Here is a 13,379-nt window from a genome sequence, read left to right as displayed (position 1 = left end):
CTTCCTAGCGTATTTTGGGCAATTCGTCGAAGGTCTGATAGGGCGGCGGCGACGACAGGGTCCATTCCAGTCCCTCGGCTGCATCCCACGGATTGATCCCGGCCGGGCGACGGTGGACAAAAGCCAGCGCCAGCGCCAGTGGAAACAGGATCTGTGCCACCGCCAGCAATTCGCCGCCCGTCGAGGCAATGCGGTTCCACCCGGCAAAGGCCGCCGGATAGTCGGCAACGCCACGCGGCATCCCCGCCAGCCCCAGAAAAAACATCGGGAAAAACGCCATATTGGCCCCCACCAGCGTGAGCCAGAAATGCAGCTTGGCCAAAAGCTCGCTATGGCGACGGCCGCTGAACTTGGCAAACCAGAAATAGCAGCCGGCGAACCCGGCAAACAGCGTCGGCAGGGTGAACAGGTAATGCCAGGCCGCGATCTCGTAAGCGGTGCCGTGCAGCAAGGTGCCCGCCCCGCCACTTTCCACCATGGTGGCCAGCGCCCCCAGGGTGAAGATGGGCAGAAAACCCACCGCCCACAGCATGGGCGAGGTCAGACGGATCGCCCCACCCCACAATGTGTTGACGAGGGAAAACACCACCACCCCCATCGGCACCATCACCGCCAGCCCCACGACCAGAAAGAAGGCCCGCGCATCAACGCTCAAACCTGCCGTCACCAGATGCTGGCCCCAGCCCATCAGCCCGATCAGCGCCATGACGATCAGGGTATAGGCCAGAGAGAGGCGCGACATCAGCGGCCGGCCCGCAAAGGCGGGAATGACATGACCAACCATGCCGATACCGATGATCAGCCCGACCATCCCGGCGCTGTGACCGAAGAACCAGAACAGATGCTGGTAAATCACCGGATCACCGCCGCCAGACGGATTATAGAACGTGCTGCCGAAATGGCGGTCGAGCAGCAGCATGAGCTGACCGGCATTAAACACCGGCAAAATGATAAGCATCAGAAACGCCGCCGTCAGCCCGGCCCACGCCATCAACGGCATTTTCCGCAGGCTCATGCCGGGGGCACGCATGTTGAGGATGGTGGCGATCAGCGTGATCGCAGCCAGAACCATCGACAGCGAGGCCATAAACAACGCCGCCATCACCAGATCAACGCCGGGGCCGGGCGCACCATAGCTCGACAGCGGCGCAATCATCTGCCAGCCGGTTGCAACGCCCAGACCATCGGCATCGCCCGGCACCGAAAAGGAAAAGGCAAACAATCCGAAGGCAAAGGGTAAGAGCCAGAACGCCAGATTACCAATCCGCGGAAAGGCCAGAGCGGGCGCACCGATCATCAGCGGTACCAGCCAGATGGCAAAGCCGACCGCGGCGGGCAAAGCCGAGAAGAACAACATGATCAGGCCATGGCCGGTGGCGTAAACCGCATAGTCGCGCGCATCGGAAAAATGCGAAAGCCCCGGCGCCGCCAGCTCGGCCCGCATTGAATAGGCCAGCGCCCCGCCGACCAGCCCGGCAAACAAGGCGAACAGCAGGAACATCACACCAATGTCACGATGATTAGTGGCATAGAGAAACCGCCGCCAGCCGCGGGGAAAATCCTCGGGCACACCGGATGCGCCAGCTTCATTCGTCATCGCCATAAGCCTCGATTAGAGCAACGCGCACAAAAGTGCAGGCGGTTTTGCACATAAAGTTGCGACAAAACAAAAAGCCAGAGTCACGGGGTGACCGCATTTGAATATCCGTCGCTCTAATGTCCAGATCCAGGCAGTGTCGCCGGGGTTGCGGCGTCGTTATAACGCTGATACGCCCACGACAACCAGCCGCGATATTCGACATCGGAAACGACCTTGACCGCGATCGGCATGCCACCGTGGCGCGAACCGCAGAATTCCGAGCATAACCCATAATAAATGCCTTCGCGCATCGGCTTAAACCAGACGGTGTTGATCCGTCCCGGCACAGCATCGATGTGCAGTCCCAGCGCCGGCGCAACCCAGGAATGGATCATATCGGCACTGGTGATGCGCAGGGCGATCACCTTGCCCACCGGCACCACCAGCGGCGCATCGGCGGCAAACACATAAGGCTGCTGATATTTTTTTGCCGTCGCGGCATCGAGCAGCTGGGAATCAAAGCGGAAATCGCCGTCTTCAAGATAGTCATAGGTCCAGCCACCGGTCTTGCCGATCACCGCAATGGTCAGATCAGGCTGCGGCCCCACCGCCGCCGCAGCAATCAGTTTCAGCGCCGGAATGGCCATCAGCACCAGCATGACCGCCGGAATACCGATCCAGGCGGCCTGCAGCAGCGGATTGTCCCGCGCCGTGCGCGCCACCGGGTGCCAGCGATGGGAATAGCGGATCAGCGCCCAGCCGATCAGCAGCACCACCAGCGCAAATACGCCCAGCGCCACAAAAAGGAACAAACGGTTGAGATCGGCCAGCTGAACCATCAGGGGGCTGGCGGCATCGGGCAAGCCGGTTTGCCAGTCCTGTGGCGGCAGCGGCTGCACCGGTTGCAGCGGATTGGGCACCGCGAACCCGGCGGCCGCACCATTGGCCAGATCTGGCTTGCCCATCAGCATAGACGCACCTGAAAATTGCATATCGTAATCACACAACTCTTAACATCGGCCACAATATCGTATCAACCGCGCTTCTGGATTGCGGCATATGGCTCGGACGGCGTATTCGTTAGACATACGCCGTTCCGCCCACAACAGGATAGCCACCATGACCGCCGATCTGTTTTTTTCCCGATCCGCCCTGGACCACCCCCGTATTGAGGCCCTGGTCAGCGAGGCGTTGCAGAATGCCGACGATGGCGAATTGTTCCTGGAACAGCGCCACAGCGAATCATTTTACTTCGATGATGGTCGCTTAAAATCGGCGGGTGCCAACACGGTGCAGGGTTTTGGCCTGCGCGCCGTGTGTGGCGAGGCCACCGGCTATGCCCATTCGACCGAACTGGACGAAGCCGCCATCCGCCGCGCCGCCGATACCGTGCAGGCCGTGGCCCGCGGCTATACCGGCACGACCGCACTGGCCCCGGTCCGGCATCAGACGCAGCTTTATCCCGCCATCAACCCGATGGACACAGTCCCGTTTGAGGTCAAGGTCAAACTGCTGGCCGAGATGGATGCCTATGCCCGGGGCCGCGATCCGCGCGTGCGGCAGGTCTCCTGCTCACTCAGCGGTGAATGGCAGGCGGTGAACATCTTACGCGCCGGTGGTGAAAGCTTCAGCGATATCCGCCCGCTGGTCCGCATCGGCGTCTCGGTCGTGGTGGAAGAAAACGGCCGACAGGAAAGCGGTTCATATGGCGGTGGCGGCCGCGCCGGATATGAAACCTTCATCGCAGAAGGCTACTGGAAGGCGGCGGTGGATGAGGCCTTACGTCAGGCGGTGGTCAATCTGTCATCGGTCCCTGCCCCGGCTGGCGAAATGAGCGTGGTGCTCGGCCCCGGCTGGCCCGGCATTTTACTGCATGAAGCGGTCGGCCACGGGCTGGAAGGCGATTTCAACCGCAAGGGCACCAGCGCCTTCTCCGGTCAGATCGGCCAGCGCGTCGCCGCCCCCGGCGTCACCGTGATTGATGATGGTACCATTGCCGACCGGCGCGGCTCGCTCAATTTCGACGATGAAGGCACGCCGACATCCCGCACCGTGCTGATCGAAGACGGCATTCTGAAGGGCTATATGCACGACCGTCAGAACGCCCGGCTGATGGGGCACCAAGCCACTGGCAACGGGCGACGGGAAGCCTTCTCCTCGATGGTGATGCCGCGCATGACCAACACCTTCATGCTGGGCGGTGACAGGGACCCGGCGGAAATTCTCAGCAGCGTCAAGGACGGCATTTACGCGGTGAATTTCGGCGGTGGACAGGTCGATATCACCTCGGGCAAATTCGTTTTTTCCTGCACCGAAGCCTATCGCATCGAAAACGGCAAACTGGCGCAGCCGATCAAGGGGGCCACGCTGATCGGTAACGGCCCCGACGCCCTCACCCGGATTTCCGCCATCGGTAATGATCTGGCGCTCGACAAGGGTGTCGGTACCTGCGGCAAGAATGGCCAGTCGGTTCCGGTCGGCGTTGGCCTGCCGACATTGCGGCTGGATGGCCTGACGGTTGGCGGAACAGCGGCATGAGCAAACCCTGGTTCCGCCCCAAGCGTTACGGTTATGGCGCAGGGCTGCCGATCTGCTGGCAGGGATGGGCGCTGTTAGTGGGTTTTATCGCCTGTATAGAAGGGAGCATTCCGCTCAGTTTCTGGTTACTGCCGTCATCACAAGCGCTGATGCTCGCCATTCCCGTCATCCTCGCGATAACGGTTGCCTTTGTGCTGATCGTCCGTGCGAAAACCGATGGCGGCTGGCACTGGCGCAACGGGAGCAAAAGCTGATGAACGTCTGCAAAATCCTGACGCCGGATCAGTGGAACGATATTCAGGGTCAGGTGCATTTTCCCGGTACGCCGCTCGATCAGGCCGACGGCTTCATCCATTTGAGCACACCCGAACAGGTGGCTGGCACCCTGCAGCGTTTTTATGCCGATACGCCTGCCGTCATCGTGCTGACCATCGACTGCGATCTTCTGGGGGATGGGCTGAAACTGGAAGAAGCCCACGGCCAGCGGTTCCCGCACTTCTACGGGGCGCTGCCGCTTTCTGCCGTGATCCGGGCCGAGGAACGCCAGCGCGGCACCGGCTGGCCGTCATAAGCCAGCCAGATTGCCCGAAGTCTTGTTAGCCTAATTATCGTTCAGGCCCTGAATGCGCACATAAACCAGCGCGAAAATGCTACCCCTGCCATCTTTGGCGGGCCTAACCGTCACGATATGCTGGTCATGCTTGGTGCCGGCTTTAAGCACAATGCCGTCAGAGTGGTCGCCACGGCAGTCGAGCTGGTCACCACCCGTGTGCCGGTCATTGTCGTCGTCATCATCCACACCGGCACCGGACTGGCTGGCCGCCGAGCAATCATATACCGGACCATATTGGCCAAGGGACTGACGATAAAACGCCGCCACCTTTTGCGACGGATCTGCTGACGCAAAATTGGCCACCACCACTTTCATGCCAGCCTTGCCGAACATCGCCGAAATATGGGCGTCATCATTATCGTCGTCGTCATCATTATCGTTTTGCCGGGCCGTGGCACCGGTATAGACCGGCAAGCCGATATCGGCGACATCGGCGGTGTTGCTGACGTTGAAATGCATATTGGGCAGAACGGACCGCACCGTAGTGAACAGGCTGTAGCCCACCAGTACAGACAGACAGACGAACAGAAAGACACCGAGCAACGCCAGCAAAAGCGATCGTGCAATGGGGCGGTGCGGCTGATACGGCGATGACGGCATAGGAAACCTTTACAGCTTGCGAACAGATGGTGACGATAGCACTGTCTGCGCGAGCCTTCACTATTTTCCCTTAAAGCCATTTATGCATGCCTTGCCATGCAGCAGGCGCATAGCCCCAGACAAGCGATAGGGTCATTTTCAGCCCAGATGCTGCCACAGGATCATCACGCCCAGCCCTGTCAGCGCGATACCAGCGGCGATTTCAGCAAAGCGGCCGAATTTGGCCCCAATCAGTCGGCCAATCAGCATCCCACCCGACGACATCAGAAAAGTCGTCAGACCGATGGTGCAGGCAATAACGATAATGTTGACCTGAAGCAGCGCCAGCGAAACGCCCACCGCCATGGAATCGAGGCTGGTACCAACCGCAGTGACCAGCAGAACCGCCAAAGAACTGCCTTTGGCAGACTTTTCCGGTCCGTCAGCGATGGCCTCGTAAATCATGTGCAGACCGACCGCGGCAAGCAACGCAAACGCAATCCAGTGGTCGATGGCACTGACAAAGGTGCTGGCCGCCACCCCGGCAGCCCAGCCGATCAGCGGCGTTACCGCTTCGACCAGCCCGAAAACCGCACCGGTGCGCAAGGCTTCCTGCAATCGTGGACGACCCAGCGCCGCACCGCGGCCCACGGATACCGCAAAAGCATCGACCGACAAACTGAGCGCCAGAACCGTGATGGTAAGGGGGGACATCATCGCCAAACTTAAAATGCGGACAAACCGACCGGGTGCACCACCCCCTTGTCCGGGCAAGGGCATGCACCACGGTCTGGCCGGGCCTTTCGGCTGATCGCGCCATATGCCGCAAGGCATAAGGATGTTGACGCGACCCCGCATATCACAAATGCGGTGGCTACTCCCCGATAGCTTGGGTTTTAATCAGACGGCCGGGGGCTGTCAAATCCCCACAGCCGTCCAGGGTAATGGGATGGTTAAAGAAAATCATACTCTTTGAACATACAGCTCGGGCAATGCTTCCAGGCACCGTGGAATTTCTCCAGCAGCATCTCGGCCCGGGTCTGACCGCGTTCAACCATCTCGAACAGGGAATCCAAGAATGTCTCCTCGGTATTGCCCTGAGGGCCAACCACGGCCCGACGGCGCAAACCGCCAGCCGAAATCTCCAGCATCTGCTGGGCGATATCCCGCAAACTGCCCCCACGGAACGGTGTCTTAAACCCAAGACGTGCCACAGAATCCCGCATGGCCTGACGTTCTTCCGCCGTCCAGTCCTTGACCAGATCCCACGCGGCATCCAGCGCGGCCTGATCATAGTAAATACCAGTCCACAATGCGGGCAGGCGGCAGACCGTGCGCCACGAACCACCATCCGCCCCGCGCATTTCAAGAAACTTCTTTAAACGCACTTCGGGAAAAATGGTGGTGAGGTGATCAGCCCAGTCGGCCATCGACGGCACAATGTCCTTCACCTCAGGAATTTTGTGATCGAGGAAATCGCGGAAGCTTTTGCCGGAAACGTCAATATATTTGCCGTCGCGATAGACGAAATACATCGGCACATCGAGCACGTAATCGACATAGCGCTCGAAACCAAAACCATCCTCGAAAGCAAAGGGCAGCATCCCGGCCCGTTCGTTATCGACATCGGTCCAGATATGGGCGCGATAGGATAAGAAGCCACTGTCCTTACCTTCGCGGAACGGCGAGTTGGCGAACAAGGCGGTCGCCACCGGCTGCAACGCCAGTCCGACGCGGAACTTTTTCACCATGTCGGCTTCAGACGAAAAATCGAGATTGACCTGAATGGTGCAGGTACGCTGCATCATCTCGTGACCATAGCCACCGACCTTGGGCATGTAATCGCGCATGATGGCGTAGCGGCCCTTGGGCATCCACGGCATCTGATCGAGCCGCCAGTCCGGCGCATAGCCCAGACCAATCGCCCCGATACCGATCTTTTCGGCAACCTCTTTGACCTGCTGTTGATGGGTATGCACTTCCTTGCAGGTTTCATGAATGCTTTTCAGCGGCGCACCGGAAAGCTCGAATTGCCCGCCCGGTTCCAGACTGATCGACGCGCCGTTCTGCGTCAGGCCGATGATATTCTCGCCTTCCCGCACCGGCTCCCAGCCATAGACGCGCATACCTTCCAGCAACGCCCGGATACCCGGCATGCCTTCATATTCCAGCGGCAGATAGGTCTTGCGGTCATAAACGAATTTTTCGTGCTCGGTGCCGATGCGGAAATTTTCCGGCGCACGGCTGCCCGACGCAAGATAGCGCACCAGATCATCACGGGATTCGATCAGACCACCGGCGGATTGGGGTATGGACATAAGACCTCCAGACAGGAACCAACGCCGGTCGCGCCGGGCCGGGCATCGCTCTCAATATCATTTTCGCACCACTCAAAAGGGAAAAAATCTACTTTTCTCTTCTGGTCGCGCGCCATACCCACACAGAGTATGTGTAAATTCGACTAAATTACTTTGTCCTATGTAGGGATAGAACCGCCCGTTAACAAGTCACCAATCGCCCATAACCGACTGCCAAACCGCAAGGGCTGCCAACCCGGCCGTGTCGGCCCGCAAAATACGGGGTCCCAATGTCACCGCTGTGACGAAGGGTAAGGCCCGAAGCGCCGCCCGTTCGGCCGGGTCAAACCCGCCTTCAGGGCCGATAAACACCGCCCAGCGGCGGGGAGCACCAGCAGCCTTGGCCAGCGCGGCCGCAATCGGTGCCGCATCGCCGCCTTCGTCGCAAAATAAAATCTGCCGGTCTTCAGGCCAGTGCGCCAGCAGCTTGTCAAAATCCGCCGCTTCGCGCACCACGGGCACCGAAACCCGACCGGATTGCTCGGCGGCCTCGATCGCGTTGGCGGTCATCCGCTCGACATTGATGCGGCTGACAATGGTGCGCCGGGTCATCATCGGTTGCAGAACCGCAACGCCCAGCTCGGCCGCCTTCTGGGTCAGATAATCCGCCGGAGTTTTCTTGATCGGCGCAAATACCAGCCACAGATCGGGTACGCCGGATTGCGCCAGGGTCTGCTGCAGAGGATCCAGCACACAACCACGCTTTGTAATGGTGCGTATTTCCGCCAGCCATTCGCCATCACGGCCATTGAACAGACTGACCCGATCACCGGTCACTGCCCGGAGCACGTGCAGAAGATAATGCGTCTGGGCGTCGGACAGAGTAACCTCAGCCCCGCCCATAAGATCCGATTCGACATAAAGGCGGGTTTTCCCGCCCGGTTCCGTCAGTTCCTTGGCCATATCCACACTATGGAAACAATGTCCGACCACTCGCAAGCCCCAATTTCCCCCACGATCCCGGCTGACGCTGTCAGCCAGAGCTGGGTCGAACGCATGCCAAAGCCATGGCAACCCTATCTGCGGCTGATGCGGCTGGACCGGCCGATCGGAACCTGGCTGTTGTTCTGGCCCTGCGTTTTCGGTCTGGCCCTGGGGGCGGCCGCCCAAAGCCGCCCCTTCGGCGAGCTTAAGGATATCTGGTATCTGCTGCTGATGGCAGTCGGCGCCATCGTCATGCGCGGGGCCGGTTGTGCCTATAACGACGTTGTGGATCGCGATATTGACGGCGCGGTGGCCCGCACCGCAGCCCGGCCCATTCCCTCGGGCGCGGTTAGTGTCAAAAAGGCGTTGGCGTTTGTCGGTCTGCTGTGTCTGATTGGTCTGGCCATCCTGCTGCAATTCAACCGCACCGCCATCTGGCTTGGCATCGGCTCGCTGGTGCTGGTGGCGGCCTATCCATTCATGAAGCGCATCACCTGGTGGCCACAGGCCTGGCTTGGGCTGACCTTCAACTGGGGTGCGCTGCTCGGCTTTGCCGCGGTAACCGAACAGCTCGATGTCGCCGCGCTTTATCTCTATGCCGGGCTGTTCTTCTGGACGCTGGGCTATGACACCATCTACGCCCATCAGGACAAGGAATATGATGCCCTGATCGGTGTCCGATCCACCGCCCGCCGACTGGGCAGCGCCAGCCCGCAGTGGATACTGGGTTTCTATGCTGGTGCCTTCATGCTGATCCTGGCCGCAGGCTTTACCGAACATATCGGCTGGCCCTTTATTGTCGTGATGCTGGCTGCCGGGGGCCATCTGTTATGGCAACAACGACAGCTCGACATTGACAATCCCGCGCTTTGCCTGAAGCTGTTCCGGGCCAACCGTGATACTGGAGCGCTGATCGCCATAGCCCTGGCGCTATCGACCTGGATCGGATAGCGGCAAGGATAAAGTGGCGGTGATGATGAATTATGCGCGTTTCATTGAAGAAAACACATCCATCGGCACCCCACCGCTGGTACCGGAAATTCGCCTGCATCTGGCGACCGAGGTCATCCCACTGTGGCGTCAGATCGAAACCGAAACTGGCATAACCAACCCGCCACCACCCTATTGGGCCTTTGCCTGGGCGGGGGGGCAGGCGCTGGCACGCTATCTGCTCGACCATGCGGATATTGTTGCTGGCAAAAACGTGCTCGATTTTGGTGCTGGCTCGGGCCTGATCGGTATCGCTACGGCCAAAGTCGGTGCGGCAAAGGTGCTGTGCGCGGATATTGATCCCTTTGCGGATGCCGCGACCGACGCCAACAGCCGCCTCAACACGGTCACCACCATTACCACCGCTGACAATGTCATCGGCCAAAGCGGCTGGCAGGTCATCCTTGTCGGCGACATGTGTTACGAGAGGCCACTGGCTGAAAGCCTGCTGCACTGGTTGCGCGGAGAAGTCGCCAAGGGGACCACGGTGCTGATCGGGGATCCCGGTCGTAATTATTTTCCAAAGGTCGGCGTCGAGAAGCTGGCCGACTATACCGTAGCAACACCGCGCGACCTGGAAGACCGTGACGTGCGGCAAACCGGCGTGTTTCGCCTCTTGCGGGAATAAGCACAATTTCCGCGTCACAAAAGCCGCATCCTGTCCTGATTTTACAGTTGGCAGCGCAGTAAAATTTCGCCACTATGCCTTTTTTTCAGGCCTGCCTTTCCGATGAGCAGAATCGCAAATGTGGCAGCGCTTAAAAAGGGTGCAAAGGGGTAAAGAGTATGGCGGGTATTATCGAGGATCCGGAAGCCGAACAACATGACCTGAAGCGGGCATTGGGGCCAATCCACCTCATCGCTTTGGGCATCGGCGCCGTGATCGGGGCTGGTATTTTTGTAATCACCGGCCATGCCGCTGCCAGTTTTGCCGGTCCTGCCGTGGTGTTTTCGTTTGCCATCGCCGGGATCGGCTGCCTGTTTGCCGGACTGTGCTACGCCGAATACGCCTCGATGATCCCGGTGGCGGGCAGCGCCTATACCTACACCTACGCCACCATGGGCCGCTTCATGGCTTGGTTCATCGGTTGGAACCTGGTGCTGGAATATCTGGCGTCGGGTGCCACCGTTGCGGTTGGCTGGTCGGGCTATTTCAACGACTTCCTGCGCTCGGTAGGTCTTGCCCTGCCGCAGCACCTGTCAGCCGCCCCCCTCTGCGTTGCCACCGACCCGCACTGCTCGACCTATCAGCCCGGCATCAGCGCCGTGCAGGCTGCCGCCCATATCGGTTTCACCGGCAATTTCATCAATTTACCGGCTGTGCTGCTGGTTTTGGCGATGACCGTGGTGCTGATCACCGGCGTCAAACAATCGGCCAAATTCAACAACGCCATGGTGGCGCTGAAACTGGTCATCGTACTTTTGGTCATTGCCGTTGGCCTGCCCCATGTCGTCGCCGCCAACCACACCCCTTTCATCCCGGCCAATACCGGGCAGTGGGGTAGCTTCGGCTGGTCGGGCGTGTTGCGCGCCACCGGCGTGATCTTCTTCGCCTATATCGGTTTTGATGCGGTTTCGGTTGCCGCACAGGAGGCCAAAAATCCGCAGCGCGACGTACCGCTCGGCATTCTCGGCTCGCTGGTGCTGTGCACCGTGCTCTATATGATCATGGCCTATGTGCTGACCGGCATCGCCAACTACAAAGACCTCGACGTGCCCCACCCGGTGGCCATGGCAGTGGAATCCCTGCCCGCCACGGCGTGGCTGGCCCCCTTCGTCAATGTCGGTGCCATTGTCGGCCTGGCCTCGGTGGTGCTGGTGCTGTTGATGGGCCAGTCGCGCATTTTCTACGCCATGGCGCGTGACGGGATGATCCCGAAGCTGTTCGGCGAAATTCACCCCAAATACCGCACACCGTGGAAAAGCTCGATCGTCACCAGCATTTTCTGCGCCTTTCTGGCCGGGCTGTTCCCCATCGACATCCTGGGCGAACTGGTTTCGATCGGCACGCTGCTCGCCTTTGTTATCGTCTGCCTGGGTGTGATGATTTTGCGCATCTCCAGACCCGAGCTGACCCGCCCTTTCCGTACCCCGCTGGTCTGGTTAGTGGCACCGGGCGGCATTGTGACTTGCAGTGCGATGATGTACTGGCTGCCGATTGATACATGGCTACGTCTGGTGGTGTGGACCATCATCGGCGTAATCATTTATTTCGCCTACAGCCGGCGTCACGTCAAAGCCCCGCGCTGGTCGCTCAAAGAAGATGCCGCCGAATAACCTCAACACTCATAGCGTGAAAAGAGCCGAGTAATGGCTAATACCGATGAAGCGGGTGATTTAACCCAGCCCGATCCTGTCGTTGCCAACGAACTCAGTCTGCACCGGGCACTTGGCCCGGTCAGTCTGATCATGATCGGGATCGGTTCGGTCATTGGGGCCGGTATTTTCGTGGTGGCAGGGACCGCCGCCGCCCAACATGCCGGTCCGGCGGTTCTGCTTTCCTTTGCCATTGCCGCCTTTGGCTGCCTGCTGGCGGGGCTGTGCTATGCCGAATTTGCCTCGATGATCCCGGAATCGGGCAGTTCTTACACCTATGCCTATGCCACCATGGGCCGGTTCATGGCCTGGTTCATCGGCTGGAACATGGTGCTGGAATATCTGGCATCGGGTTCGACCGTGGCGGCGGGCTGGTCGGGTTATTTCGTCAGTTTCTTAAGCCATTTCGGACTGGTCATTCCGCCCGAATTCACCAACGCCCCCTTAGCCGGAACCGGGCTGGAGGCGTTGCACTTCACTGGCGCCATCATCAACCTGCCAGCGGTGGCGCTGATTTTTGCGCTGACGGCGTTTCTGCTCACCGGGGTCAAGGAATCCTCGCGCTTCAACGACATCATGGTCTTCATCAAGGTCGGTGTCGTGCTGCTGGTGATCTGCTTCGGGCTGGGCTATGTCCGCTCCGAACACCTGACCCCCTTCATCCCGCCCAATACTGGCCACTGGGGCCATTTCGGGCTGTCGGGCGTGCTGGCCGCATCGGGCATCATCTTCTTCTCGTTTGTCGGGTTTGAAGCGGTATCCGTCGCGGCACAGGAAGCCAAAAACCCGCGCCGCGACATCCCCATCGGCATTCTGGGCTCGCTGTTCATCTGCACCATTCTGTACATGCTGATGGCGCTTGTGCTGACCGGCATTTCCGACTGGCATCAGCTGGATGTCGCCAATCCGGTTTCCTATGCCATCAACAAGATTCCGGGCCTGCACTGGCTGGTGCTGCCGATCGATGTCGGTGCCATCGTCGGGCTGGCGTCAGTGACCTTTGTTTCGCTCTATGGTCAGTCGCGCATCTTCTACGCCATGGCGCGTGACGGCTTTCTGCCGCCGGCATTCGCCAGAGTTCATCGCCGCTATCGCACCCCCTATTACGGCACCATCATCACCAGTGCCTTTGCTGCGCTGCTGGCGGCGATTTTCCCGCTCGACATTCTGGCCGAGCTGGTCTCGGTCGGCACCTTGCTGGCCTTCATCGCAGTCTGTGTCGGCGTTATGATCCTGCGCGTTACCGCGCCCAAGGCCCGCCGCAGCTTCCGCATCCCCTTCGTCTGGGTTATTGCCCCGCTCGGCACCTTTGTCTGCGCCGGGATGATGGTCAGCCTGTTCTTCTCCTCGCCGGACACGCTAAGCCGTCTGGTGATCTGGACCGTGATCGGTGTAGCGATCTATTTCGCCTATGGCTTCCGCCATGCCGCCCCGTCCAAGTGGCAAGTCAAGAACGAGGAATGAGCCGTCAAAGCATCTTCGT

General features: G+C 59.7%; 13 protein-coding genes and 1 riboswitch. Of the genes, 7 read left to right on the top strand and 6 right to left on the bottom strand.

The window, feature by feature from the left end; translation table 11 throughout:
* Positions 1-4 precede the first annotated feature (4 nt).
* Together ACZ5RI_RS04895 and ACZ5RI_RS04890 are read right to left on the bottom strand one after the other, a co-directional pair.
* The gene (locus ACZ5RI_RS04895; protein WP_464514991.1) at positions 5-1,597 is read right to left on the bottom strand and encodes a cbb3-type cytochrome c oxidase subunit I; all 1,593 of its coding nucleotides are present in this window, start codon (positions 1,595-1,597) and stop codon (positions 5-7) included.
* A gap of 116 nt (positions 1,598-1,713) precedes the next feature.
* Complete coding sequence (locus tag ACZ5RI_RS04890; RefSeq protein ID WP_464514990.1) at positions 1,714-2,571, bottom strand: cytochrome c oxidase subunit II; 858 nt, start codon at positions 2,569-2,571, stop codon at positions 1,714-1,716.
* Positions 2,572-2,698: 127 nt separating this feature from the next.
* On the opposite strand from ACZ5RI_RS04890, the gene tldD reads away from it, so the two are divergent.
* Genes tldD through ACZ5RI_RS04875 form a run of 3 tightly spaced genes read left to right on the top strand, consistent with a single transcriptional unit; the run spans position 2,699 to position 4,688 of the window.
* Entirely contained in the window at positions 2,699-4,117 is a 1,419-nt protein-coding gene (gene tldD / locus ACZ5RI_RS04885; protein WP_464514989.1) for a metalloprotease TldD, read from the top strand.
* Positions 4,114-4,371 (top strand): hypothetical protein, encoded by a 258-nt coding sequence (locus tag ACZ5RI_RS04880; RefSeq protein ID WP_464514988.1) that lies wholly within the window; start codon positions 4,114-4,116, stop codon positions 4,369-4,371. The genes tldD and ACZ5RI_RS04880 overlap by 4 nt, the downstream gene beginning before the upstream one ends.
* Positions 4,371-4,688, top strand: a complete 318-nt coding sequence (locus ACZ5RI_RS04875; RefSeq protein ID WP_464514987.1) for a DUF952 domain-containing protein — start codon at positions 4,371-4,373, stop codon at positions 4,686-4,688. Before ACZ5RI_RS04880 ends, ACZ5RI_RS04875 begins: the two co-directional genes overlap by 1 nt.
* A gap of 30 nt (positions 4,689-4,718) precedes the next feature.
* On the opposite strand, the gene ACZ5RI_RS04870 is transcribed toward ACZ5RI_RS04875, so the two are convergent.
* The 4 genes from ACZ5RI_RS04870 to ACZ5RI_RS04855 all read right to left on the bottom strand — a co-directional run bounded on the left by ACZ5RI_RS04870 (position 4,719) and on the right by ACZ5RI_RS04855 (position 8,599).
* Positions 4,719-5,330, bottom strand: a complete 612-nt coding sequence (locus tag ACZ5RI_RS04870; protein ID WP_464514986.1) for a hypothetical protein — start codon at positions 5,328-5,330, stop codon at positions 4,719-4,721.
* A 138-nt stretch (positions 5,331-5,468) separates the two neighbouring features.
* A complete protein-coding gene (locus tag ACZ5RI_RS04865) occupies positions 5,469-6,023 on the bottom strand; it encodes a manganese efflux pump MntP (RefSeq protein ID WP_464515549.1) in 555 nt (184 codons plus the stop codon).
* A gap of 15 nt (positions 6,024-6,038) precedes the next feature.
* A riboswitch (yybP-ykoY riboswitch) is annotated at positions 6,039-6,204 on the bottom strand.
* 58 nt (positions 6,205-6,262) lie between these two features.
* Positions 6,263-7,627, bottom strand: a complete 1,365-nt coding sequence (locus ACZ5RI_RS04860; RefSeq protein WP_464514985.1) for a glutamate--cysteine ligase — start codon at positions 7,625-7,627, stop codon at positions 6,263-6,265.
* Between the two features lie 189 nt (positions 7,628-7,816).
* Positions 7,817-8,599 carry a 16S rRNA (uracil(1498)-N(3))-methyltransferase gene (locus ACZ5RI_RS04855; protein WP_464514984.1) on the bottom strand — a complete coding sequence of 261 codons (783 nt, stop codon included), beginning with the start codon at positions 8,597-8,599 and terminating at the stop codon, positions 7,817-7,819.
* On the opposite strand from ACZ5RI_RS04855, the gene ubiA reads away from it, so the two are divergent.
* The 4 genes from ubiA to ACZ5RI_RS04835 all read left to right on the top strand — a co-directional run bounded on the left by ubiA (position 8,588) and on the right by ACZ5RI_RS04835 (position 13,360).
* Positions 8,588-9,541, top strand: coding sequence for a 4-hydroxybenzoate octaprenyltransferase (ubiA, locus tag ACZ5RI_RS04850; RefSeq protein ID WP_464514983.1), 954 nt, complete (start codon positions 8,588-8,590; stop codon positions 9,539-9,541). The genes ACZ5RI_RS04855 and ubiA overlap by 12 nt on opposite strands.
* Positions 9,542-9,563: 22 nt before the next feature.
* Positions 9,564-10,208: a class I SAM-dependent methyltransferase gene (locus tag ACZ5RI_RS04845; protein WP_464514982.1), complete on the top strand. Its 645-nt coding sequence runs from the start codon at positions 9,564-9,566 to the stop codon at positions 10,206-10,208.
* 158 nt (positions 10,209-10,366) lie between these two features.
* The gene (locus tag ACZ5RI_RS04840; RefSeq protein WP_464514981.1) at positions 10,367-11,857 is read left to right on the top strand and encodes an amino acid permease; all 1,491 of its coding nucleotides are present in this window, start codon (positions 10,367-10,369) and stop codon (positions 11,855-11,857) included.
* Between the two features lie 33 nt (positions 11,858-11,890).
* Positions 11,891-13,360, top strand: a complete 1,470-nt coding sequence (locus tag ACZ5RI_RS04835) for an amino acid permease (protein WP_464514980.1) — start codon at positions 11,891-11,893, stop codon at positions 13,358-13,360.
* The last annotated feature ends 19 nt before the right edge of the window (positions 13,361-13,379 follow it).

The sequence above is a fragment of the Micropepsis pineolensis genome (assembly GCF_055392125.1).
The sequence above is the reverse complement of the archived record's forward strand: the minus strand, read 5'-3'. Positions and strand labels throughout refer to the sequence as shown.

Excerpts from the sequence above, each read along its gene's own strand:
- ACZ5RI_RS04865 (WP_464515549.1), bottom strand. The coding sequence starts at position 6,023 with ATGTCCCCCCTTACCATCACGGTTCTGGCGCTCAGTTTGTCGGTCGAT.
- ACZ5RI_RS04840 (WP_464514981.1), top strand. The coding sequence starts at position 10,367 with ATGGCGGGTATTATCGAGGATCCGGAAGCCGAACAACATGACCTGAAG.
- ACZ5RI_RS04835 (WP_464514980.1), top strand. The coding sequence starts at position 11,891 with ATGGCTAATACCGATGAAGCGGGTGATTTAACCCAGCCCGATCCTGTC.
- ACZ5RI_RS04890 (WP_464514990.1), bottom strand. The coding sequence starts at position 2,571 with ATGCAATTTTCAGGTGCGTCTATGCTGATGGGCAAGCCAGATCTGGCC.
- ACZ5RI_RS04860 (WP_464514985.1), bottom strand. The coding sequence starts at position 7,627 with ATGTCCATACCCCAATCCGCCGGTGGTCTGATCGAATCCCGTGATGAT.
- ACZ5RI_RS04875 (WP_464514987.1), top strand. The coding sequence starts at position 4,371 with ATGAACGTCTGCAAAATCCTGACGCCGGATCAGTGGAACGATATTCAG.
- ACZ5RI_RS04895 (WP_464514991.1), bottom strand. The coding sequence starts at position 1,597 with ATGACGAATGAAGCTGGCGCATCCGGTGTGCCCGAGGATTTTCCCCGC.
- ACZ5RI_RS04880 (WP_464514988.1), top strand. The coding sequence starts at position 4,114 with ATGAGCAAACCCTGGTTCCGCCCCAAGCGTTACGGTTATGGCGCAGGG.
- ACZ5RI_RS04845 (WP_464514982.1), top strand. The coding sequence starts at position 9,564 with ATGATGAATTATGCGCGTTTCATTGAAGAAAACACATCCATCGGCACC.
- tldD (WP_464514989.1), top strand. The coding sequence starts at position 2,699 with ATGACCGCCGATCTGTTTTTTTCCCGATCCGCCCTGGACCACCCCCGT.
- ACZ5RI_RS04870 (WP_464514986.1), bottom strand. The coding sequence starts at position 5,330 with ATGCCGTCATCGCCGTATCAGCCGCACCGCCCCATTGCACGATCGCTT.
- ubiA (WP_464514983.1), top strand. The coding sequence starts at position 8,588 with ATGTCCGACCACTCGCAAGCCCCAATTTCCCCCACGATCCCGGCTGAC.